A 21,241-nucleotide genomic window follows, 5' to 3' on the forward strand; every position below is an offset into this window, starting at 1 on the left:
CGAACCGGGGGCCGGGACGCGCACGCAGCCGGCGGCGGGGCGGGCGGAGGCCCGACGCCGCGAACCGACGCAGCCTCAGCGGACGGCGGCGTTGGACCGGCCGTGCCGGGTATGGCGGCAGGTCGCGTCCGCTCCCCGGAACTGCAACGTGCGCTGCTGCAGGGGGGGCAGCTCCGCTTCGAGGCCGACCTCCACGCCGACGCGTACGTCCAGCCCGGTGCGGGCCACCGCAAGCGGCATTATGAGGACAGCCTGCGCACGCCGACGACCCCGGAGGTCGCCGCCTTCGTGGCCGCGATGGCGGACGACGAGGATGCCAGGCGCTGGTGCGTCCTGACGCTCGCGGGCGCGCTCAGGCCCGGGGTTGTCACGTCGGCGCGCCGCTGGCGGATCGACCCGGAGGCTGGTGCCCTCATCCATGAGGGCGGCCGGTATGCCACGGCGTGGCGCGGGCATCCGGCGACCGAGGTTCTCCTGCCGCCCTGCGCGCTGGCCGAGGCCGCGGCCTGGACGGACGAGCCTTGGCGCGGTCCCGAACCGGGGCGGTTCCGCCGGCGGTTCGAGCGGCACCGGCGGACGTCGGCCGCCCTGTTCGTCACCCCCTCCTCGTTCCGGCGCTTCGTGTTCGAGGAGCTCTGGCGTCGTGCCCCCGGGCTCGTCCCCCACGGCGTCGCGGCCTGGCTCGGCCTCCGCCGGCGGACCTGGAATCGCTTCCAGCCGCACTGCCGCGCCGACGTCGCCGCCGTCCTGCGGGCCGTGGACGACCTGGTGCGGGACCTCGACCGCCGGTCCGGGGGCACCCTGCTGCGCGCGGGACCTGGCGACGGTGAAAAAGCCGGCTGAGACCGCCTCGCCCGAACCCTGCCAAGCCCGCAATCAAGGATCACGACCATGTTCACGCTGATGGGCGCGACGCCCGCAATTTTCGCCTTCGAGAAGGTCTTCACCATCGCCGAGGCCGCCGACCGGCTCGGCATCTCTTTGAGCGAGGCCCATCACCACGTCGCCGACGGCTCGCTGTCGGCGTTCAAGGTAGGGCGCGGCAGCCTGCGCCGTCACCTGCGGGTGACGGACGATGACCTCGACCGGTTCGTCGCGGCCCGCAGGGTCGGACCGACGGTCCGGGCGCCGGATCGCCCGAGCCCCGGGCCGCGGGCCTCAGGCGCCGTCCCGGCGGCTGCCCGTCCCCTGGACGCTCCACGGCGCGCCCGCCGTGCCGCGCTTCCCGAGGGCCGGCCGGGGGCCTTCCTTGAGGCGCTGCGTGCCCGCGACGGGAGGGCCTGACCATGGTGGACGCGCAGAAGGCTAAGGCGGCCAAGAAGCGGAAGCGGGCCGAGCGCCCGCCGGGCGAGGAGATCCAGCGCGGCAAGTACGTCTACCTCGACCCGCGCAAGTCGCCGTTCTGGCAGATGGAATTCGACCTGTACGGGACCACCCACCGCAAGACGACGGAGTGCAGGGACCGGCGGAAGGCGGAGCGGTTCGCACGCGAGTACCGCGACGCCCGGATCGACGAGCATGTCCGCATCTACGGCAAGCGCGGCGTCCCGGACCGGGTGCGGGACGGGCGCCTCGACGAGGCCATCGACGTGTTCTGGGCGCGGGAGGCGCACAAGGACGCGGGCGCCGGAGACACGAAGACGCGTTTCATGACCCTCGTCGAGATCCTCAGGGCCGAAACCAGGCTGAGCGAGATCGACGACGAGCGGGTCTGGCGGCTGATCCGGACCCTGGAGGAACGCGGCCTCAGCGACGACCGCGTCGACACGCACGTGAAGACGCTGCGACGGCTCATGAACGATGCCGTCGCCGTCAGGAAGTTCCATCTCCCGGACATGCCGAACTGGCCGACGCTCACGCTCGCGGACGTCGCCCGCACGCGCGAACTCTCGCTGGACGAGGTCGATGCCGCGTTCGATGCCTGGCGGGCGGACACCACGCCGGCCGCCCGGTTCCTCCACGAGAGCGGCCTGCGGCTGACGAACGCCGTCGAGCTCCGGTGGGCCCAGGTCGACCTGGAACTGATGATGGTCACGGTCAAGGTGAAGGCGCCGAAGAGCCGGCGGCGCAAGCGGCGCCAGCTCGACGAGCGGCGGATCGTGCAGGAATTGCCGATCACGCCGGCCATGCACGAGATCCTGCTCGGCGAGATCGGGAAGCATCCCACGTCGGTCTTCACGTTCCGGTGCCAGCGAACCATGCGCGGGCGTTGCGGGACGCTGTTCGTGAAGGGCCGGTTCTACCCGCTCAAGGTGCCCGCCTTCAGGAAGCACTGGGCCGCGACGCGCGACGGGGTCGGATTGGTCGACGCGCGGCCGCACGACTTCCGCCGCACCCGGGGCAGCTTGGTGCTGCGCGCGACCGGCGACATCACCAAGGCGCAGAAGGTCCTGCACCACTCCCGGGTCGGCACCACCGCGCACCACTACGCCCGCGTGGCGCCCGCCGAGACGCTCGCGGCGATGGTCCAGGCCTCGGCGTTCGAGGCGGCGCAGCGCGCGCGGCGTCCGCGCCGCCCGGTTCCGGAGGCCGGTGCCTTGCAGGCGCCCGTGGTAGGGAATCCGGAGGAACTCCCGGACTCGCCGTCCGCGAAAGGGGTAACCCATTGGCACGCAACGGAAACGTCGTCACCGTCCGCCACCCCGTCCCTTTCCTGGGCGTCGCCGAACGATAATCTCTGCGGAGCGAAGGTACTCACCACAACCAACTGCGAAGAAACAGGTTTTCGCTCGTCAGATCCCGCAACGGCGCTTGTGCTCGCGGACTGCCAATTCCAGGCAAACGGACCGAAACCGACGGTTCACGAGGCAAATTCCCGAACTTTTCCCGGACTCCCGGGAGCCCTGGGCGACGTCGATGCGGGTGCACTGGAAGCCGGCTCGGTCGTCATCCATCAGGGGGTGAGGGGGCGCTTCCGGGAAGTCCGCCGGAAGGTCGCCTGCCGGCTCGACGAGGCGTTCGAGCCGACGCCGATGGAGCGTCTCCGCAAGGCCGGCCACACCTTCTGGGCATTCGAGCCGGAGGACGGGAGCGTCTCGGATCAGGTGGTCGTCGTCGGCGAGCGGCACCAGGTCGCCGTGCGCGGCGGCGCGGGCTGAGGCGAGGGCCGGCCCGCGGGGCGCGGGTCGGTTCCCAAAAGCCTGGGCGTGCGCGGGCCGACGTTCCTCGGATGCAGACAGGTTCGTGTAGCCGATCCTTCGGACCCGCGGCGCCGCCGCCGGGCCGCGGCGCACGAAAAAAGGTGGTTAATTCGGTCCGGCCAGGGGTGACAGGCGGGGTGCCACGTGGGGTACCATCGCGTCTCGCCGGCCCGGCTAAGTGCCTGGCCTGATTCAGGAAACCACCGGGCGGAAAGGCCTGGTGGAGCTGAGGGGACTGTTACCCCAGCCACAGCTAAGTCATTGAAATCGCAAATTTGCAATCCGTCTCTGTGACTTGCTGGGAAGCGAGCTGGGAATTGTATGGGATTTACCGCCTCCGAAACGCGTCGAGCAGCCGAAGAGGCGGCGGTGGTCGGGATCGGGCGTCTCCCATCCCCCCTGAGGCCGACGTAGCGCCCGTGTCCCGTGAGTGCCGTTCGACATGCGGACGACCCCGACGAACCGGGCGAGGCATCGGACACCGCTGTCCTCCTCCGTCGAACTGCCGCCCGCTATGCAATTGATTTTATCGCTGGTATAAACAGGCCCTCGTCGACCTCACGGCGACTTTCGGTCGTGTGGCCCAGAGGCGTTCAACGGCACGCAGCCTCGGCGCCTTGAAAGCTGTCGCCACCAAGGTCGCGTTAGCGTCGGATGAACGTCTTCGGCCGACAATCAGTCCCCGTGCCGAGACGAAGGCGGCCGCCTCGGGGCAGCATTCGCGGGACAGGGGTAGGGACTGCGCCCTGACGGCTCCTACCGCAGGGAGATCGAATTGGCGCGTACGCCTGACCCGAAGAAGGCCTACTTGGAACTCCACGGCGGCACCTGGCGCGTCACCGTCTCGGTCCCGATCCAGGTCCGGCGCGCGCTCGGCGCCACGAAGCTCGTGCACAACCTGGAGACGGACAGCCTCCGGGAGGCGAACGTCCTCAAGCGGAAGCACGTGGAGCGGTTCAAGCGCCGGATCGCCGAGGCCATGGAGGCGGTTGGCCGGCCCGGGCCGGACGACATGAAGGTCGCCGTCGAATTTTCCAAGGTCGCCGAGGAGCTCAAGCGGAACGGCAGCGCCGAGGATTGGGAGGAGTTTCGGGAGGCGGTCTACGAGCGCCACGCGGAGATCCGGTGGAAGGATGCTCGCTGGGTCAGGGTCGTGGATCCCGAGGAGGGCCCGACCGAGATCGAGGAGGCGCTTCCCGAACAGACCGAGAAGGCCATGCTCTTCTCGGCGGTTTCCTGGGGGCGGGCCACTCCCATCGACCTGATGCACGAGGATTATCGCAAGCAACTCTTCGTCAAGGATCGGACGCGGGCGGACGACGCCCGTGCCCTCCGTCTCCTGCAGGACTGGTGCAAGCGAGAGCGCGTCCCGGCGACGCTGCAGGAACTCGACGTAAGCCGGGCGCACGCCTTCGCCGACGCCTTGGTCGAGATGACCGGCCTCCACCACGTGACGCTCAACAAGTACATCGGCAGGCTCTCGGGCTACTGGCAGTGGATGGTGCCCAGGACGAAGGCCGTGCCTGGAAACGTGTTCGCCAACGTTCGGGTCAAGGGGCCGAAGGCCAAGCACGATCAGAAGGAGCGGCCGTTCACCGACCGGGAACTCGCGGACCTGTTGCGCGGGCCGGCGCCGCCGAAGCTGCGCGACCTGATGCTGATCGGCGCCCTCACCGGCGCCCGGCTCGACGCCATCGTCGACCTGAAGGTCCGGGACACCGCGCATAACTGCTTCCTGTTCAAGCCGCAGAAGCAGGAGGCGTCGGCGCGCTTCGTCCCCATCCATGCGGACCTCGCCGAGGTCGTTTCTCGACGGACGGCGGGGAAGAAGCCGGAGGACGACCTTTTCCCGGAATGGCCCCCCGTCAAGAAGGTCGGCTCGATGCGTGAGCGCAGCTTCAAGGCGTCGAACCGGTTCACGGAGTATCGCCGCAGCGTCGGCGTCGACGAGGTCGTCGCCGGCAAGCGGCGGTCCCTTGTCAACTTCCATTCCTTCCGACGCTGGTTCAGCAGCCGCATGGAGCAGGCCGGCGTACCGGGCGAGATGATCTCCGCCATCGTCGGGCACAAACGCAGCAGCATCACCCTCGACGTGTACAGCGAGGGGCCGCACATGCGCTCCGCGCGGCGCGCCATCGCGAAGCTCAAGCTGCCGCCGCTCGACGGCAGCCCGATCCGCGAGGAGATGATCCTCAGGCCACGCGCGCCGCTCGACTAGGCTTCCGGAAGGCCCGTCGTCACTCGCGAGGAGTCCCCGTCCTCCGGATCGGCGCAGCCGGGCATGGCACGCTTACGCCGGTTCGTGGGCCGTCACGTGAGAGCGGCCTTCTTCGTCGCGCGCGCCAGCCGCGCCGTCGCGCGCCGAACTTCCGCGCCTCGATGAGACGCGGTTTCCGACGGACGGGGCATGGTTCCCCAAGCCGCGTCGCGAAAGCCTCCGGTAACCCTGATCGCCATTTCGCGCTGGGCCCGCGCGACGGCCACTTGTCCGATAGATTATATCTCTGGTATAATTTCCTTGCAGTCGAAAGACGAGGTCGCACGTGTTTTAACGGAGGTCACGATGGTCGTGGGGTTCTTTTCTGACGATGGTTCCGCGCTGTACGCCGCCTTGCTCGTCAGCTGTGGCTTGGCATGCGTGGACCGGGGCATGACGGTCATCGAAGGGGCAGAGATCGGAAGGCCGTCGCTCGAACCGTCGATCAAGGATTCCGCCGCCATCCGAACGGAGCTCGTTGCCGCACTCATTGCGGCCAGGGCCGACGAGAGCCGCGACGTCGCCTTCGCCGCGCCGCTCGACCTCCTTCACGACTGCAGCGTCGCGGCCCACCTCGACGTGGCCGTGGTATCCGGCGGGGATCCCATGCAGGCGCGGCGTGCCGAGAGGGCCGCCGGCTATGCGGCCGTCGGCCGGATGGTTCCCGAGGCGGGACGCCCGGAACCGGATCGGCCCGTCTCGGGCCGTCCCTGGACGCTGCAATTCGGCCCGTGGCGGCGGCCTGTCCGAGCTGCACGGTACCGGACATGGCGGCAGGGGCGTGGCGCCTTGCCGGCCGCGAGGACGTTGCCGGTCGAGATCCCGTTGCCCGGGCGGTCGGTGAAGGCGGCCATGGAACGGGGACTTCCGACCCTTGAGGCCCTTCGCATCGGCATCCTCCTGGCGGCAACCTTGGAGGTTGCCGCATCGGATCCGGATGCCACGACAATCGAGCCGGCGACGATGGCCGACCTGATGTTCCCCGCTTCTCATCCGACGGACCAAGCGTTGGCCGAGCGCTTGACCGGGCTGGCGGACCGCTTGGAAGACATCGAGCGGACCCTGGCAGACGAACACGGCCCTTCCTCGCTCTTCCCGAGGGGGTGGACACGTCAACGCAGGCGGGATGGACGGCCGAGCCGCACCGGCGTTGCCGGGTGGGCGCAGGAGGTACGGCCGGGAAGCGACGTCTCCGCCTGCGGCAGGTAACGCCGCGCGCCTGCGCAGGCCAAGCACGGGGCGGCGCCGCGAAGCGGCCGCGGGGCCTTCCAGCCGGGCTCGGTCATGGGTGCGTGTTCCCGGGGGCGCAACCCGGTGCGGGCGACGGCGCCCCACCACGCCGGTAATGGCATGACCTGGTCGGAGCATCGCGTTCGGGTTTAACCCGGGAGGGCCAACGGCGCGGCGGATCTCAGTGGGTCAAGAGAGGCAAGGGGGCCGGTGCGTCTCGCCCCATCCCTGACGGCTTTCACCTCGTGCGGGGCTCAATCAAGCTCCCGGCGACGTCGCAGGGGCGATCCTGAAGCCTCGTCCGCCACAAACTTAGGCCACGTCTCGCTCGAACGGCAGTGACGGTTCGCATCGGATCGCGGCTGACGAGGGTGCCGTGCCTGAACGGGAGCCAGCACGGGGTCTAGGACGCCGTTCGAACGCCTGGACTTCCGGTTTCCCGTGGCTCGCCTCGGAGGCCGTGGCGCACAGGGTTTGAAGGATCGCCTCGTTGATCCTTATCGAGCCGCTACGCGGCTCGTTTCGGATAAGCCATTGTAAGTTATGTGATTTTTTCAGATCCATGTATTCGTCCGAGAAGGATAGCGTATTAAATCCTTTCAAGACGAAAGACCGACGATATTCCGGCTCGAAAGAAAGCATATGGGCCGGGATGCCCGTCAAGGATCGGGCGCGTGCCAAGTATAAGGCGGGCATCGGGCTTGACTCTGCGGGCGGTCGGTGCCCTACAAGGCTCCGCCCGGGTCGCGTCGGCCCGCGTTGATAAGGAGTAGGGAGATGACCGTGTCGGATCCGCCATTCCGCAGGTAGGCGTGTGCGGGTAGCCGCCCGCACACGCCACCATGCGATCCATCGACCGGGGTGTACCCTGACGAAACCGAGTGCACCCCGGCCGGCAACCCTAACCGCCGATGGCGGACATGGGCGCCTTGGCGCGTGGACGATCGATTCGCATCTCCCGACGCCATTGGCAAGAGTCCCGTTCCGCTTCGGCCTGAGCGACGTCGCAAGCTGCCCGGCATGAGCCGCTGGCCCGTCGCCATTGCGGAGCTGTCATTGAATACGAAACATCATTCGGATGCCGCGCCCGCGGGACGGGAGTGGTCCCCCGCCGTGCCAGAAGCGGCGGACAAGGCGAGGGCCGATACGGCCGAACTTCTCTACCCGCCGACGAGGATCGCCGGTGGCAACGTCGTTGTCGCCGGTCTCGCATACCGGTCCGACGAGTGGGACGCCTTCCTGGAAGATGAGGAGGTCGATGGGGGCACCGACCTGGCTGCCGCAGTCGATCCCCGGGACCTTCGCGAGATCGACGCGGCGGTCGCGGGGCGCACCTTCCGACTCTCGGCCGTAGACCGGGAACTTGCGATGGCTACGTCCCTGGCGGTCCAGCTCGGCCTCTTTGGACCGCCATCGCTCAAGGTCCTCCCACCGCCGGCGAAGCAGAAAGGCTTGACCGGGAACCGGGCGCGCCGCGCGCCCGAGCGGCCGTGGGTACACACCCTCGGTTGCCCGCAGTCCCGAAATCCCTGGCGCTAACAACGCGGCGGGAGGGGGCTTGCGTCGCCTCCTCCCGCACGCAGCCAACCGAATTCGAGGCGTGCGACGCCCCGGCCCGTCCGAACGACGGAGGCGCCAATCGACGGCCGTAGGAGTATCGCGTTCATCGGGACCTCGCGAGGATGGCCGGCAGCAGCTTGCGGAGACACAAATGCCCTGCACGACGGCGCCGCCCTGAATGGACGGGTGCGGCTTCGTTGGAGCTCGCCCAGGAGGCAGTCAGGCTGGCGAGACGCCACATGCCGACCACGCCCGAGGGGGCGCGAGGCCGGATGTGAGCAAACCGGTCATCTACGCATCGGCCTCCTGCACCGCCATCGGCTTCGAGACCGCCGAGGGCATGAGACGGAACAGCAGCATGCCGACGATCATGCCGGCTACGAAGGTTGCCGCTGGGCGCGGCGCCACCATGAGGATGGTCAGGGCGGGCCCGGGGCACAGGCCGACCAAACCCCACGCCAAACCGAAGACGGGAGCGCCGACGATCAACCGTGGGTCGACCTTACGTCGGTCCGGGATCTCCGGCCGGGGCGCGAGTAACGGCCGACGCGTCGCTACGCGAGGAGGTAGCCGACGGCCGAGACCGCCACGGCACCCGCCATGACGAGGGCGAGGCTCGGGTCGCATGCCGGAGACGAGGAGGCCGAGCCCGACCGGCGCCCAGGGCGCACGCCGTTGCATTGCGTGCGGGCGGCTTACGGGTGTCGAAGAGGCGTCTAGGCCGGTATCCGGCCGTCCGGCGTGTATCGATTGATGGCCTGGGGAAGCTCCCTGGACAGGCGGGAGAGAAGCTCCGCGCGGGACAGCCCGGTGCGCTGGGTCAGTGTCGCGAGTATGTCGGGTCCGATGGCTTGCTCCAAGTGCTGGGCCGGCAGTTCCTGGTTCGGGCCCTGGCTGACCCAGGACTGCGCGGCCGCCCCGTGGCCGGCCTGCTGGAAGCGCTGAAGCATCTCGCCCAAGCCGCTGTTGAGGAAGCCGCCCGGTTCCTGGCCGCGCCGGTCGCCCAACAGGCCGCCGAGAAGGCCACCCAGCCCGCCACCGGAGGCATCGGCCACGGCGCCGGGACCGGTGGGTGCAGGGGCCGACTGGCCAGCGCCTCCGAGCAGTTCGGCAAGCTTGTCCCGGTTCTGGTAGCCGGCCAGGGCGAGGAGGCCAAGCAGCGCCGTCATCGAGGGGTACCCGTCGCTCATGGGTCGTCTCCGGCTTATGGCGGACGGGTGTGGCCATCCGCCGATGGCGGTCGGAATAGGAAACGCGCCCAGGCGCCATTGCGATGCATCTCCTGCCACCCCTCCATCAGGGACGAGGGTAGTAGGTCGCATCGGGTGCAGCCACCGGATGGTATTCGGAGCGAAGCACGAGCGGCGGTCCGGGGGGAGACAGCCGCGTGCGGTGACATTATATTAGGAACACCTAAATAAGCTGAGCCTGACACCCTGGATACGGACCGATGGACGTCGCGACGCCGACCGACCTGATGCGCCTGCAGGACAAGGCAGCCGACGCGGCCCGCCTGCTCCGCCTCCTCGCCAACGAAAAGCGGTTGCTGATCCTGTGCCTGCTGGTCGCCCGCGGCGAGATGGACGTGACCAGCCTCGCCGGGGAGGTCGAGCTCAGCCAGTCGGCCCTGTCGCAGCACCTCGCCAAGCTGCGCGAGGACGGGCTGGTCGCGTTCCGGCGCGAGAGCCAGACGATCCATTACCGCCTTGAGGATCCCCGAGCCGCGCGGGTGCTGGAGACCCTGAAGGACATCTTCTGCCCGGAGCTCGGCTGACCGGTCTCAGTCCGGAACGATCTCCGCCTCAAGCCCCGGGCGATCCGTCCGGTTGCGCAGCCGCAGGCTCAGGCCGCTCCGGCGGGACGCCATGTCGGCAATGGTGAGGCCGAGGCCGCTACCCGTCGCGCTCTTGTGGCGCCCTCGGAAGAAGCGCGTCGTGACGAGGGGCAGTTCGTCTTCCGGGATGCCCGGTCCCTCGTCGCGAACGACGATGCCCCCGCCATCCGGCAGTGGGCCCCAAGCCACAGTGCCGGTCACCATGTGCTGCACGGCGTTCTCGTGCAGGTTCCGGACGGCGAGGCGCAAGCCCTCAGGATCGGCCCGAAGGGTATAGCCGCGCAAGCCCGGATCGATCTGCGTTCGAACCCCGGGAGGGGGCCGCATGCCCTCCACGGTCTCCGTCACCAGCGCGCCGACGTCGACCTCCGCCAGGGACGGCGTTTCCCCTGCGGCGTCGAGCCGGGCGGCGTCGAGCAACTGGCGGACGAGGCGTGTGGTCCGGTCGACGGCGGACAGGATCTGGCGCAGCGCCGCCTTCGCCACGTCCGGGTCGGTGGCGGCGATGGCAACCTGGGCCTGGACCTTGAGGCCGGCGAGCGGGGTGCGCAGCTCGTGCGCGGCGAACGCCGTCAGCTCCCGTTCGTGCCGTCGCGCGGATTCGACCTTGAGGAACAGCCCGTTGAGGGCGTCGGCCAGGGGGCGCACCTCAGCGGGCGCGCGGCTCGCGTCGATGGCGCTCATGTCGTCCGCGTCGCGACCCGCGAGGTCGCGCGCCATCAGCCGTAAGGGTCGCAGGCCCCTTCCGAGGCTCGCCCAGATCAGCATTCCCAGCAGCGGCACCACGAGCAGCGCGGGCGTGACCAAGCCCATGATGAGGTCGGTAACGAGGCGCTCACGGAGGCCGAGGCGGTCGGCGACCATCACGCGAACGCCCTTGTCGGCGTCCTCCACCGTGAAGACACGCCAGGTCTCGCCGTCGACCTCGCGCTGCGAGAACCCGGCAGGCGCGTCGGTCAGGCGTCGCTCCGGGGCGCCGCTCGACCGCGCGACCATGCGCCCGTCGAGCGACCAGATCTGACAGGAGAGTTGACGCTCGTAGGCGGTCTGCGCCGGGATGGTGCCGATCGCCCCGTCCGGTCCCGGGCCGCCGACCGCGCCCACCAGGGAACTGACCATGCGGGCCGCTTCCTGCAGGCGGTTGTCGAGGACCTGCTCCACCTCGCGCTTCGAGCCGAGATAGATCCAGGCGACCGCGCTGAGCCAGATCAGGCCGGTCGCGAGGAGCAGGATGGCGAAGAGCCTGACGCGCAACGACCTCATGTCAGGGCCCTCATGCGGTAGCCGAGGCCGCGCACCGTCTCGATGGCGTGCCGGCCGATCTTGGCGCGCAGGTTGTGCACGTGGACCTCGACCGCGTTGCTCTCGACCTCTTCCTGCCAGCCGTAGAGGCGCTCCTCCAACTCGGCCTTCGAGCGAAGCACGTCGGGGCGCTCCATCAGCGCCGCCAGCACCATGACCTCGCGCCGGGAGACGGTGACGGGTGCCCCGTCGACGGTGACGGCGAGGCTGCCGGGATCGAGCCGGATGGCGCCGTGTTCCAAGATCGCGGCGGCCCGCCCCGAAGCCCGCCGGACGACGGCGCGGATGCGGGCCGAGAGCTCGTCAAGGTCGAAGGGCTTGCCGAGGTAGTCGTCGGCGCCCCCGTCGAGCCCGGCGATCCGGTCGGCGACCGCGTCACGGGCCGTCAGCAGGACGACCGGCGTCCGGTCGTTCCGGCGGCGCAGCCCCCGCAGCACGTCGAGGCCGGAGCCGTCGGGCAGCATCAGGTCGAGCACGATGGCCGAGAACGCGCTCGTGGCCAGCGCCGCCTCGGCGTCGGCGCAGGTCGCGACGCAATCGACCGTCGCCCCGCCCAGGCCCAAGCCAGCCCGGAGCCCGTCCGACAGGATGGTGTCGTCCTCGACGACGAGGATGCGCATGCGTGTCTCCCTTCGCGGCCCCATTCTCCGGGCCTGGCTTAAGCCTGGCTTAAGCTGCGTTTCCGACCCGCGGCGGGCCGATCCGAGCCCGGACCCCGCCCATGCCGAACGTTTTTACCCACCTGATCCTCGCTGCCCTGCTCTGGAGCGGCTCCTCGCTGTGGTCGCCGGGGCAGTGCCGCGAGCCCGGTGCGCAGCCGACGCCCTTCACCGTCGATGCGGCTCGTGACCCTGACCTCTCGTTGCGCCTGCGATGGACCATCGCTCCCGGCACCTACCTCTACCGGGACAAGATCGCCGCCGCCGACGCGAGCGGTCGGGAGCTTCCCGTCAGCACCCAGCCCGGCGAGACCAAGGACGACCCCAACTTCGGGCCGACGGAAGTCTATCACGGCGCGACGGAGGCCACCGTGCCGGGCGCGGCTCTCGCGGGGGTGCGCGAGGTGCGCGTCACCTATCAGGGGTGTGCCGAGAAGGGTATCTGCTACCCGCCGATCAACAAGGTCATCGAGGTCCCGGCGCCAGGTCTGCAGGCGACCACGAACGCCGCGACGCCGGCCGAGGACGCGTCGCCCGAGCCCGAGAGCGGCCTGCTCTCGGGCCATCTCGCGGGCGTTTTGGCGACCTTCCTCGGGCTCGGCCTGCTCCTGGCCTTCACCCCGTGCGTGCTCCCGATGGTCCCGGTACTGGCCGGCATGCTGGCCCGCTCCGGGGAGCGGCTCTCGGCCGGCCGCGGTTTCGTCCTGTCCGGCAGCTACGTGCTCGCGATGGCGCTGGCCTACGGTACGCTCGGCGTGGCGGCGGCGTGGTCCGGCCGCAACCTCCAGGTCGCGCTCCAGACTCCCGTCGCGCTCGGGCTGCTCGCGGCGGCCTTCGTCGCCCTGGCGCTGTCGATGTTCGGGGCCTTCGACCTGGCGCTGCCGGCCGGCGCCGCCAGCCGCCTGTCTCGCCTGAGCGGGCGCAGGTTCGGCACGCTCGGCGGCGCCGCCGTCATGGGCTTCACCTCCGCCTTGATCGTCGGGCCCTGCGTGACGCCGCCGCTCGCCGCCGCCCTTCTCTACGTCGCCCAGACGGGCGACATCGCGCGCGGCGCCACCGCCCTGTTCGCGCTCGGCCTCGGCATGGGCCTTCCGCTGGTCGCGTTCGGCACGTTCGGTGCAGGGATACTGCCGAGGTCGGGCCCGTGGCTGGTCGCCGCCAAACAGGGCTTCGGCGTGGTCTTCCTCGCGTTGGCCATCACCATGGTCTCCCGCCTCTTGCCGTCCGAGGTCACCCTCGTGCTCTGGGGCGTGCTGGCGATCGGCATCGGCGTGTTCGTCGGGGCGTTCGACGTCGTGACGGCGGGGGTCGCGGGCCGGCTGGGCAAGGGCGCCGGTATCGTTGCCGTGACCTACGGCTGCGCCCTCGTCGTCGGCGCCGCGAGCGGCGGGACCGACCCGCTCCGACCGCTCGCAGGCTTCGGCCGGTCGCGGGCGGTCCACGTCGATGAAGGCCGGACGGTCTCCTCCGTCCCAGCGTTCGAGGCCGCCCTCGCGGCGGCCCGTGCCGCGGGCAAGCCGGTGCTCGTCGAGTTCGCCGCCGACTGGTGCACCGTCTGCAAGACGAACGAACGGACGGTCCTGGCCGACGCCGGCATCCGGGCGAAGCTGAAGGCCGTCGCGGTCATCCGCGCCGACGTCACCCGCGACGACGACGCCACCCGCGCCCTGATGCGGCGCTTCGAGGTCGTCGGACCACCGACCCTCATCCTGATGCGTCCCGACGGCGGCGAGGTCCGAGAGGCCCGCATCGAGGGCGAGCTCACGGTCGAGGACCTGACGCGCCGCCTCGCCCTCGTCGGCGCCTGAGCCACCCCCTTTCGGCAAACCGACTTTCACGGAGACCACCATGGACCGCAGGACCCTGCTCGCCCTTCTGCCCGCCGTCGCGCTGGCGCCCGCGCTGCTCTCGCTGGCGCCACCGACCGAGGAAGCCTTCGCCCAGGGCGTCGACCCGAACGCCATCCTCAACGACCCCGAGGCGCCGATCTCGGGCAACCCGAAGGGCGACCTGACCATCGTCGCCTTCCTCGATTACAACTGCCCCTTCTGCAAGAAGGCCGAGCCCGACCTCACCCGTCTGGTGAAGGCGGACGGGCGCATCCGCCTCGTCCACAAGGACTGGCCAATCCTCGGCGACGCCTCCGTCTACGGCGCCCAGCTCGCCCTCGCGGCGAAGTATCAGGGCCGCTACGACGCCGTGCACCGGGCGCTCATGGCGATCCCGGGTCGCAAGATTCCCAAGGAGCGGATGCTGGAGGCGGTGGCCGCCTCGGGCGTCGACATGGCTCGTCTGGAAGAGGACCGGAAGGCGCACGAAGGCGAGATAGCGGCGCTGCTCCAGCGCAACCTCGACCAGGCCGACGCCCTCGGCCTGCAGGGGACCCCGGTCTTCCTGATCGGCCAGCTGAAGGTCGCGGCGGCGCTCGATTACGACGGTTTCAGGCAGGCGGTCGCACAAGCCCGCGCGCGGGGACGCTCGTGATGTGGCGGGCCCTCCATCTGCCGGCGCTGATCGCCCTCGCCTCGGCGCTCGGCGCCTGCTCGACCTCGCAGGGGGCGCCGGCCCCCGTCGCGGAGGCCCGGCCGCAGATCGCCCCGGAAGTCCTGCGCCGGTACGCCGCCGTCACGGACGAGCCCTTCCCGGTCGAGGCGGTCGACCCGCGCGACCTCAAGGCGCGCAACGTCCGCCAATTGGTCGACTACCCGACGAAGGAGCCGCCCGGCACCCTCGTAGTCGATCCCTACAGGCGCTTCCTCTACCTCGTCATGGAGGGCGGCAAGGCGATGCGCTACGCGGTCGGGGTGGGCAAGGCCGGCTTCGAGTTCACCGGCGAGGCGACCGTCGCCCGCAAGGCGTCTTGGCCACGCTGGACGCCGACGCCCGACATGCTCCGGCGTGATCCGGAGCGGAACGGGCGCTGGGCCGGCGGGATGCCGGGCGGCGAGAGGAACCCGCTCGGCGCCAGGGCGCTGTACCTGTTCAAGGACGGGAAGGACACGCTCTACCGCATCCACGGCACGACGGAGCCCTGGAGCATCGGCGAGGCGGTGTCCTCAGGTTGCATCCGCATGCTGAACCAGGACGTGATCGACCTGCACCGGCGCGTCCCCACCGGCACGAAGGTGGTGGTGCTCGGGTCCCGAGGCACCGTCCACGCCGCACGGCCAAAAGCGCCGGAGACGACGGGCAGCGTCGGGAACGGCGCATCCGCCAGACCGAAGCCGGACGACGGCCTCGATCATGCGGGGCTCGACAACCTATCGCGCAGCGCGTCGGAAGCACCGGAGTCTCCGGCCTACGACGGGGAGGCGGACGATGACGGTCTTTAGGAGCCTGATGATCGCGGTCGTTCTTGCGACCCTGGGCGTAGGGGCGGCCCATGCCGGCTCGGAAGCGCCGGCCAGGTACTACGCAGACCAGAAGGTGGTCTACCATAACGACGGCGGCCCCGACGGAGCCACCTACTTCAAGCGCCTGCTCGGCAACCTGCGCAATCACGTCAAGGCCGTGGGCAAGTCCCACGTCGAGATCCGCGTGGTGAGTCACGGCGACGGTGTCGCGCTCTTCCAGTCGGCCGCGAGCGACAAGGAGGTCGCCGCCCGCATCGAGGCGCTCAAGGTGATGGGCGTTCGGTTCCTCGTCTGCGGCCATACCCTGCGCGAGCGGAAGATCGACCGTGATACGCTCTACGGCGTCACCGAGGACGATGTCGTGCCGAGCGGCGCCGCCGAACTGGCGCGGCTGCAGGGCATGGGGTTCGCCTACATCCATCCCTGAACTGGTCGAACGGGAGACGGCGAGCCTCCCGTCGGCATCGACGCCACGCCATCAATGGCGTCCGCCCGAAGGCGAAGGCGCCCGTGCGCCACCGCACCCCCTCTGCGCGTCCCAGTCCAGGCCGTCGGTTTTACGCTTGCCATTACATTAGATGATGCTAAATAAGCTTCATCTAATGTTCATGGCTTGGCAGGGGAGGACGTCCCTTGCAGCCAGCCGGGCATCCCCCGGACCACCGCCTGGGAGCGACCACCATGGATGGCTTCACGCCTGTCAGCGCCCTCGCCGGCGGTGCCTTGATCGGCACCTCCGCGGCCCTGTTCCTGCTCCTCAACGGACGGATCGCCGGCATCAGCGGCATTCTCGGCGGCCTCCTAACCCCGCCGTCTCGCGAGACCGGCTGGCGCGCCGCCTTCGTAGCAGGACTCGTCCTGGCGCCGTTCGCCTACGCTGGCCTGGGTGGCAGCCTGCCGCCGGTGACGGTGGATGCCTCGTTCCCGCTGCTCGCCGTCGCCGGCCTGCTGGTCGGGTTCGGATCGCGCCTCGGTGCCGGCTGCACGAGCGGCCACGGGGTCTGCGGCATCGGCCGTGGCTCGCCCCGCTCCGTGGTCGCCACCGGCACCTTCATGGCCGTCGCCATCCTGACCGTCCTCGTCGTGCGCCATCTCGTCGGAGCCTGAGCCATGGCCAAGACCGCCTCCGCCTTCGCTGTCGGCCTCCTGTTCGGGCTCGGCCTCCTCGTCTCCGGCATGGCCGACCCGGCCAAGGTCCTCGCCTTCCTCGACGTGACCGGGCGCTGGGACCCGAGCCTCGCCTTCGTAATGGCTGGCGCCGTCGCGGTCTCGGCGACGGGCTATCTCGTGGCGCGGCGCCGGGGGCGGCCGTTGCTCGCCTCCCGGCTTGAGATCCCGAACCGGCGCGACCTCGACCCGCGCCTGATCGCCGGCGCCGCGGTGTTCGGTCTCGGCTGGGGCCTCGCCGGCCTGTGCCCGGGGCCCGCGCTCACCCTGCTGACGGTCGCACCGGCGCAGGCGGTGACCTTCGTCGTCGCCATGGTCATCGGGATGCTGGCGTTTCGCCTTCTCCCGGCGGCAGCCCCGAAGCCGGCGGTCCAGGGAGCCGACGCATGACGCCCGGCCTGCTGACATCCGGCCTAGCCGCCGGCTCGGGCGGGGTCGTCGGCGTGATCCTCGGTCTCGTCGGCGGGGGCGGCTCGATCCTGGCCGTCCCGCTCCTGACCTACGTCGTCGGCGTGTCCTCGCCACATGTGGCGATCGGCACCAGCGCCTTGGCGGTGTCGGTCAGCGCGGCCGGCAACCTCGTCCCGCAATGGCGGGCCGGGAACGTGAAGTGGCGATGCGCGGCGGCGTTCTCGGTCGCCGGCGTCCTCGGCGCGCTGGCCGGCTCGGTCGCTGCGAAGGCGGTCGACGGGCAGAGCCTCCTGGCCCTGTTCGGGGTCGTGATGCTGGTGGTCGGGAGCCTGATGCTGCGCAAGCGGCGCGGCGACGGCGACCCGGAGGTGCGCCTGACCATGGCCAACGCCCCGGTACTCCTGCCCTGGCTGCTCGGCATCGGGTTCGCGGTCGGCCTGTTCTCCGGCTTCTTCGGCATCGGCGGGGGATTCCTCATCGTGCCGGGCCTGATGCTGGCGACGTCGATGCCGCTGCCGATGGCCATCGGCACCTCGCTGGTCGCGGTCAGCGCCTTCGGGGCGGCGACCGCGGCGAGCTACGCCGCCTCCGGCCTGATCGACTGGCCGTTGGCCGGCTTGTTCATCCTGGGGGGCGTGCTCGGTGGCCTCGCCGGCACGCGCTTCGGTCAGCGGCTCGCCGGGCGCAAGCGCGCCCTGACCGTCACCTTCGCCGGCCTCGTCATCCTGGTCGGTCTCTACGTCGTCGCCCGCGGGGCCCTGCCGCTCCTCGGGGCCAACACCTGAACCCGGAAAAGGAGGCGTTTCATGTCGGACCAGACCATCGAAGCCCTGCGCGGGCATCCCATCGTGACCGGCTTCCATGACGAGCCGACCGGCAGCATCCAGTACGTCGTCGCCGATCCCGGGACGAAGCGCTGCGCCATCATCGACCCGGTGCTCGACTTCGACCCGAAGTCCGGCGCGACCGCGACCCGGTCCGCCGACGCCCTGCTCGCCCACATCGAGCGCGAGGGCTACGAACTGGAGTGGATCCTCGACACCCACCCGCACGCCGACCACTTTTCGGCGGCCGGCTACCTGCACGACAAGACCGGCGTCCCGACCGCCATAGGCGAGAAGGTCGTCGACGTGCAGCGGCTCTGGAAAGGGCTCTACAACCTGCCCGACACGTTCCGGACGGACGGTTCGCAGTGGGACCGGCTGTTCGCTGACGGCGAGCGCTTCCGGATCGGCGACCTCGACGTCGAGGTGCTGTTCACGCCGGGCCACACCCTGGCCTCCATCGCCTATCGGGTCGGCGACGCCGCCTTCATCCACGACACGCTGTTCATGCCCGACAGCGGCTCGGCGCGGGCCGACTTTCCGGGCGGCAGCGCGCACGCGCTCTGGCGCAGCATCCAGCGCATCATGGCGCTGCCGGACGACACGCGGCTGTTCACCGGGCACGATTACCGTCCGGACGGGCGCGAGGCGGCCTGGGAGAGCACGGTGGCCCGGCAGCGGGCCGAGAACCCGCACCTCGTCGAGACCCCGACCGAGGAGGCGTTCGTCCGCATGCGCGAGGCACGCGACCGCGAACTGCCGATGCCCAAGCTGATCCTGCATTCCCTGCAGGTGAACATCCGAGGCGGCCGCCTGCCCGAGCCCGAGACGAACGGCAGGCGTTACCTGAAGATTCCGCTGGACGCCCTCGACGGCGCGGCCTGGGGCGAGTGACGGAGGAAGCTATGACCATGAGAAGCGCGAAGGATTTGGTGGCGGAAGCCAACCGCGAGGTGGACACCCTGTCGGCCGAGGAGGCGCTCGCACGCCTCGGCCAGCCCGACACGATGCTCGTCGACGTGCGCGAAGGCGAGGAATTGGCCAAGACCGGCAGGATCGCCGGCGCGGTCCATGTGCCGCGGGGCTTCCTGGAGTTCCAGGCCGATCCGGAGAGCCCGACCCACAAGGCCGAGCTCGGCGGCAGGCGCCTGGTTCTCTACTGCGGCTCCGGCAACCGCTCGGCCCTGGCCGCCAAGGCGCTCAACGACATGGGCCTCGGGCCGGTCGCCCATGTAGCCGGGGGCTTCCCGGCACTGGAGAAAGCGGGGGCGACGGTCGATCCGGCCTAGGGGCGGCTTACCTCGTCGATTGCCACTAGGAGCGGAAGGAGCGGGAGTCGGAACGGCTGCAGGCGATGGCCGCCGATATCGGGGGCGCGAGGCGCTGACGCCGGGCGTCGGCTCAGTTCGCCCCCTCGTCGGGGATGCTGAGGAGGTGGCCGCACGCCTTGCAGTGGACGGCATCCGGCTCGTGCCGCTGCAACCCGCAGGCGGTGCAGGGGTAGCGCACCTTGTAGGGGCGGAACACCACCTGCGCGAGGCGGAAGAACAGCGTCACGCCGCAGATCATCACGAAGACCGACAGCAGCCGACCCGTCGTCCCGGGCAATGTGATGTCGCCGTAGCCGGTCGTCGTGAGCGACGTCACCGTGAAATAAAGGGCATCGACGGGCGTGCGGATCGCCGGGTTGCCGCCGTGTTGGGTGGCGTAGACGATGCCCGTCATGACGAACACGAACACAACCAGGTTCGTGGCCGCCAGGATCGCGTCCTCGTTGCGGCGGAACAGGTCGCTGTCCTGCCGCAGCCGCTCCAGCAGGTGGTAGGTGCGCAGCAGGCGCAGCGTCCGCAGGATGCGAAGGAAGCCGACGCCCTCGACGACCACCGGCGCGACGAACGAGGCCACCGCCACGAGGTCCGTCCAGGTGCTCAGGTGCCGGAACTCGCGCAGCGGCGCGCGGCTGATGAGGAGGCGGGCGGCGAAATCGGCCAGGACGCAGGCGCCCACCGCCAGGTCGCATGCGACGATCCACGGCGACAGCGGAAGGAACGAGGTGACGACGACGAAGGCGATGGTCGCCACGTCGAACACGAGCAGGGCGTAGCGGAAGCGGTGCGCTCCCGGCGTGTCGCCTTCGTACAGTTCGCGCAGCGTCGCTTTGGGTGGTGTCATCGGGGTCGACGCGCGAGCGGTGAAGGTGGGAGTCCCGCGTAGGCCGGTTCAGCGCCGGGACGGATGGGCCGGGGCGAACCGCAGCACCAGCGCCCCGGCGGCCATGCAGGCAAGAGACCCGATCAGCACGCCGACCTTGGTCTCTGCCGCAAGCTCCGGGGCGTTCGCGAAGGCGAGCAGGCCGATGAACAGGCTCATGGTGAAGCCGACGCCGCAGAGGAGCGAGACGCCGTAGACCTGCGGCCAGGTCGCGTGCGCCGGCCGCTGCGCCAGCCCGAGCCTCACCGCGGCGAGGACGAGGCCGAACACGCCGACCTGCTTGCCGACGAACAGGCCGAGCGCCACGCCGAGCGTGACCGGGTCCAGCAGCATGCGCGGCGTGATCCCGGCGAGCGACACGCCCGCGTTGGCGAAGCCGAAGATGGGCAGGATGAGGTAGGCCGACCAGGGATGGACCGCGTGCTCCAGGATGTGCAGCGGCGAGGTCGGATCGTCCGGCTTGCCGACGCTCAGCCGCAACGGGATCGTCAGCGCCAGCAGCACGCCCGCGATGGTCGCATGGACGCCGGACTTGAGCACGAACACCCACAGCACCACGCCGAGCAACAGGTACGGCCAAAGGCGGGCCACACCGGCCTTGTTGAGGCCGTAGAGAACCGCGAGCGTGAGGCCCGCGCCACCGAGCATCGGAAGCGATAGGTCGGCGGTGTAGAACGCCGCGATGATGAGCACGGCGCCCAGGTCGTCGATGATGGCGAGCGCCGTCAGGAAGACCTTGAGCGAGACCGGCACCCGGGACCCGAGCAAGGCCAGCACGCCGAGGGCGAAGGCGATGTCGGTGGCGGCCGGGATCGCCCAGCCCCGCAGGGTCTCAGGCGAGTTCCAGTTCACGGCGGCGTAGACGAGGGCCGGCGCCGCCATGCCGCCGAGCGCGGCCAGCCCCGGCAGGACGCGGTCGGGCCAAGTGCGCAGGCGCCCGTCCAGCACCTCGCGCTTGATCTCCAGTCCGACGAGCAGGAAGAACACCGCCATGAGGGCGTCGTTGATCCAGTGCAGGACCGACAGGGGACCGAGATAGGCCTTGAGCGCGGCGAAGTAGGTGTCCGCCAGCGGCGAGTTGGCGATCACCAGGGCGAGCGCGGCGCTCGCCATCAGGACGAGGCCGCCGCCGGCGTCGCTGGTCAGGACATTGCGCAGGGCCGACAGGGGACGGCGGCGAGGCCGCGGAACGATGTGCGAAGGCGACGCCACGGGCACGGGTCTCCGGCGCTGGCGGCCCGACCAGCGCTCGTCCTACCGGTCCGACAGACGGACCGCGCACCCTGCGCGGGC

At 70.2% G+C, this 21,241-nt stretch carries 21 protein-coding genes and 1 pseudogene; 16 read left to right on the forward strand and 6 right to left on the reverse strand.

The window, feature by feature from the left end:
- The first annotated feature begins 111 nt into the window (after nt 1–111).
- From MFF04_RS02940 to MFF04_RS02965, 6 genes are all read left to right on the forward strand, one after another.
- A complete protein-coding gene (locus tag MFF04_RS02940) occupies nt 112–843 on the forward strand; it encodes a hypothetical protein (protein ID WP_238273971.1) in 732 nt (243 codons plus the stop codon).
- A gap of 48 nt (nt 844–891) precedes the next feature.
- Complete coding sequence (locus MFF04_RS02945; RefSeq protein WP_238273972.1) at nt 892–1,284, forward strand: helix-turn-helix domain-containing protein; 393 nt, start codon at nt 892–894, stop codon at nt 1,282–1,284.
- Nucleotides 1,285–1,286: 2 nt separating this feature from the next.
- Entirely contained in the window at nt 1,287–3,098 is a 1,812-nt protein-coding gene (locus tag MFF04_RS02950) for a tyrosine-type recombinase/integrase (RefSeq protein ID WP_238273973.1), read from the forward strand.
- Nucleotides 3,099–3,915: 817 nt separating this feature from the next.
- Nucleotides 3,916–5,358: a tyrosine-type recombinase/integrase gene (locus tag MFF04_RS02955; protein WP_238273974.1), complete on the forward strand. Its 1,443-nt coding sequence runs from the start codon at nt 3,916–3,918 to the stop codon at nt 5,356–5,358.
- 345 nt (nt 5,359–5,703) lie between these two features.
- Nucleotides 5,704–6,606, forward strand: coding sequence for a hypothetical protein (locus MFF04_RS02960; protein WP_238273975.1), 903 nt, complete (start codon nt 5,704–5,706; stop codon nt 6,604–6,606).
- Nucleotides 6,607–7,647: 1,041 nt separating this feature from the next.
- Nucleotides 7,648–8,166 carry a hypothetical protein gene (locus MFF04_RS02965; protein ID WP_238273976.1) on the forward strand — a complete coding sequence of 173 codons (519 nt, stop codon included), beginning with the start codon at nt 7,648–7,650 and terminating at the stop codon, nt 8,164–8,166.
- Nucleotides 8,167–8,478: 312 nt separating this feature from the next.
- Here the strand turns inward: MFF04_RS02965 and MFF04_RS02970 are convergent.
- Both MFF04_RS02970 and MFF04_RS02975 read right to left on the reverse strand, forming a co-directional pair.
- Nucleotides 8,479–8,810 (reverse strand): annotated as a pseudogene (locus tag MFF04_RS02970) (DUF6691 family protein); the annotation flags it as partial.
- 93 nt (nt 8,811–8,903) lie between these two features.
- Complete coding sequence (locus tag MFF04_RS02975; RefSeq protein WP_238273977.1) at nt 8,904–9,377, reverse strand: YidB family protein; 474 nt, start codon at nt 9,375–9,377, stop codon at nt 8,904–8,906.
- A gap of 260 nt (nt 9,378–9,637) precedes the next feature.
- On the opposite strand from MFF04_RS02975, the gene MFF04_RS02980 reads away from it, so the two are divergent.
- Complete coding sequence (locus MFF04_RS02980; RefSeq protein WP_238273978.1) at nt 9,638–9,961, forward strand: ArsR/SmtB family transcription factor; 324 nt, start codon at nt 9,638–9,640, stop codon at nt 9,959–9,961.
- A 6-nt stretch (nt 9,962–9,967) separates the two neighbouring features.
- Here the strand turns inward: MFF04_RS02980 and MFF04_RS02985 are convergent, their stop codons facing one another.
- Nucleotides 9,968–11,284 carry an ATP-binding protein gene (locus tag MFF04_RS02985; RefSeq protein ID WP_238273979.1) on the reverse strand — a complete coding sequence of 439 codons (1,317 nt, stop codon included), beginning with the start codon at nt 11,282–11,284 and terminating at the stop codon, nt 9,968–9,970.
- A complete protein-coding gene (locus tag MFF04_RS02990; RefSeq protein WP_238273980.1) occupies nt 11,281–11,943 on the reverse strand; it encodes a response regulator in 663 nt (220 codons plus the stop codon). Before MFF04_RS02990 ends, MFF04_RS02985 begins: the two co-directional genes overlap by 4 nt.
- Nucleotides 11,944–12,044: 101 nt before the next feature.
- Here MFF04_RS02990 and dsbD point away from each other — a divergent pair, with 101 nt between their 5' ends.
- From dsbD to MFF04_RS03035, 9 genes are all read left to right on the forward strand, one after another.
- Nucleotides 12,045–13,790 carry a protein-disulfide reductase DsbD gene (dsbD, locus tag MFF04_RS02995; protein WP_238273981.1) on the forward strand — a complete coding sequence of 582 codons (1,746 nt, stop codon included), beginning with the start codon at nt 12,045–12,047 and terminating at the stop codon, nt 13,788–13,790.
- A gap of 40 nt (nt 13,791–13,830) precedes the next feature.
- The gene (locus MFF04_RS03000) at nt 13,831–14,466 is read left to right on the forward strand and encodes a DsbA family protein (RefSeq protein WP_238273982.1); all 636 of its coding nucleotides are present in this window, start codon (nt 13,831–13,833) and stop codon (nt 14,464–14,466) included.
- Nucleotides 14,466–15,314, forward strand: a complete 849-nt coding sequence (locus MFF04_RS03005) for a L,D-transpeptidase (RefSeq protein WP_238273983.1) — start codon at nt 14,466–14,468, stop codon at nt 15,312–15,314. The genes MFF04_RS03000 and MFF04_RS03005 overlap by 1 nt, the downstream gene beginning before the upstream one ends.
- Entirely contained in the window at nt 15,301–15,762 is a 462-nt protein-coding gene (locus tag MFF04_RS03010; RefSeq protein ID WP_238273984.1) for a DsrE family protein, read from the forward strand. The genes MFF04_RS03005 and MFF04_RS03010 overlap by 14 nt, the downstream gene beginning before the upstream one ends.
- Nucleotides 15,763–16,016: 254 nt before the next feature.
- Nucleotides 16,017–16,442, forward strand: a complete 426-nt coding sequence (locus tag MFF04_RS03015) for a YeeE/YedE family protein (protein WP_238273985.1) — start codon at nt 16,017–16,019, stop codon at nt 16,440–16,442.
- 3 nt (nt 16,443–16,445) lie between these two features.
- Nucleotides 16,446–16,892 carry a YeeE/YedE family protein gene (locus tag MFF04_RS03020; RefSeq protein WP_238273986.1) on the forward strand — a complete coding sequence of 149 codons (447 nt, stop codon included), beginning with the start codon at nt 16,446–16,448 and terminating at the stop codon, nt 16,890–16,892.
- Entirely contained in the window at nt 16,889–17,698 is an 810-nt protein-coding gene (locus tag MFF04_RS03025; protein ID WP_238273987.1) for a sulfite exporter TauE/SafE family protein, read from the forward strand. The genes MFF04_RS03020 and MFF04_RS03025 overlap by 4 nt, the downstream gene beginning before the upstream one ends.
- A 21-nt stretch (nt 17,699–17,719) precedes the next feature.
- Complete coding sequence (locus MFF04_RS03030) at nt 17,720–18,631, forward strand: MBL fold metallo-hydrolase (RefSeq protein ID WP_238273988.1); 912 nt, start codon at nt 17,720–17,722, stop codon at nt 18,629–18,631.
- A gap of 11 nt (nt 18,632–18,642) precedes the next feature.
- Nucleotides 18,643–19,026 carry a rhodanese-like domain-containing protein gene (locus MFF04_RS03035; protein WP_238273989.1) on the forward strand — a complete coding sequence of 128 codons (384 nt, stop codon included), beginning with the start codon at nt 18,643–18,645 and terminating at the stop codon, nt 19,024–19,026.
- A gap of 112 nt (nt 19,027–19,138) precedes the next feature.
- Here the strand turns inward: MFF04_RS03035 and MFF04_RS03040 are convergent, their stop codons facing one another.
- The gene (locus MFF04_RS03040; protein ID WP_238273990.1) at nt 19,139–19,909 is read right to left on the reverse strand and encodes a potassium channel family protein; all 771 of its coding nucleotides are present in this window, start codon (nt 19,907–19,909) and stop codon (nt 19,139–19,141) included.
- Nucleotides 19,910–19,957: 48 nt separating this feature from the next.
- Nucleotides 19,958–21,160 (reverse strand): Na+/H+ antiporter NhaA, encoded by a 1,203-nt coding sequence (nhaA, locus tag MFF04_RS03045; RefSeq protein ID WP_238273991.1) that lies wholly within the window; start codon nt 21,158–21,160, stop codon nt 19,958–19,960.
- Between the last annotated feature and the right edge of the window lie 81 nt (nt 21,161–21,241).

The organism is Methylobacterium jeotgali (assembly GCF_022179345.1).
Lineage (GTDB): Bacteria > Pseudomonadota > Alphaproteobacteria > Rhizobiales > Beijerinckiaceae > Methylobacterium > Methylobacterium jeotgali.

Excerpts from the sequence above, each read along its gene's own strand:
- MFF04_RS02945 (WP_238273972.1), top strand. The coding sequence starts at position 892 with ATGTTCACGCTGATGGGCGCGACGCCCGCAATTTTCGCCTTCGAGAAG.
- MFF04_RS03000 (WP_238273982.1), top strand. The coding sequence starts at position 13,831 with ATGGACCGCAGGACCCTGCTCGCCCTTCTGCCCGCCGTCGCGCTGGCG.
- MFF04_RS02960 (WP_238273975.1), top strand. The coding sequence starts at position 5,704 with ATGGTCGTGGGGTTCTTTTCTGACGATGGTTCCGCGCTGTACGCCGCC.
- MFF04_RS03025 (WP_238273987.1), top strand. The coding sequence starts at position 16,889 with ATGACGCCCGGCCTGCTGACATCCGGCCTAGCCGCCGGCTCGGGCGGG.
- MFF04_RS03030 (WP_238273988.1), top strand. The coding sequence starts at position 17,720 with ATGTCGGACCAGACCATCGAAGCCCTGCGCGGGCATCCCATCGTGACC.
- MFF04_RS02975 (WP_238273977.1), bottom strand. The coding sequence starts at position 9,377 with ATGAGCGACGGGTACCCCTCGATGACGGCGCTGCTTGGCCTCCTCGCC.
- MFF04_RS02950 (WP_238273973.1), top strand. The coding sequence starts at position 1,287 with ATGGTGGACGCGCAGAAGGCTAAGGCGGCCAAGAAGCGGAAGCGGGCC.
- MFF04_RS03005 (WP_238273983.1), top strand. The coding sequence starts at position 14,466 with ATGTGGCGGGCCCTCCATCTGCCGGCGCTGATCGCCCTCGCCTCGGCG.
- MFF04_RS02980 (WP_238273978.1), top strand. The coding sequence starts at position 9,638 with ATGGACGTCGCGACGCCGACCGACCTGATGCGCCTGCAGGACAAGGCA.
- MFF04_RS03035 (WP_238273989.1), top strand. The coding sequence starts at position 18,643 with ATGACCATGAGAAGCGCGAAGGATTTGGTGGCGGAAGCCAACCGCGAG.
- MFF04_RS02990 (WP_238273980.1), bottom strand. The coding sequence starts at position 11,943 with ATGCGCATCCTCGTCGTCGAGGACGACACCATCCTGTCGGACGGGCTC.
- MFF04_RS02940 (WP_238273971.1), top strand. The coding sequence starts at position 112 with ATGGCGGCAGGTCGCGTCCGCTCCCCGGAACTGCAACGTGCGCTGCTG.
- MFF04_RS02965 (WP_238273976.1), top strand. The coding sequence starts at position 7,648 with ATGAGCCGCTGGCCCGTCGCCATTGCGGAGCTGTCATTGAATACGAAA.
- dsbD (WP_238273981.1), top strand. The coding sequence starts at position 12,045 with ATGCCGAACGTTTTTACCCACCTGATCCTCGCTGCCCTGCTCTGGAGC.
- MFF04_RS03020 (WP_238273986.1), top strand. The coding sequence starts at position 16,446 with ATGGCCAAGACCGCCTCCGCCTTCGCTGTCGGCCTCCTGTTCGGGCTC.
- MFF04_RS03015 (WP_238273985.1), top strand. The coding sequence starts at position 16,017 with ATGGATGGCTTCACGCCTGTCAGCGCCCTCGCCGGCGGTGCCTTGATC.
- MFF04_RS03040 (WP_238273990.1), bottom strand. The coding sequence starts at position 19,909 with ATGACACCACCCAAAGCGACGCTGCGCGAACTGTACGAAGGCGACACG.
- MFF04_RS03010 (WP_238273984.1), top strand. The coding sequence starts at position 15,301 with ATGACGGTCTTTAGGAGCCTGATGATCGCGGTCGTTCTTGCGACCCTG.
- MFF04_RS02985 (WP_238273979.1), bottom strand. The coding sequence starts at position 11,284 with ATGAGGTCGTTGCGCGTCAGGCTCTTCGCCATCCTGCTCCTCGCGACC.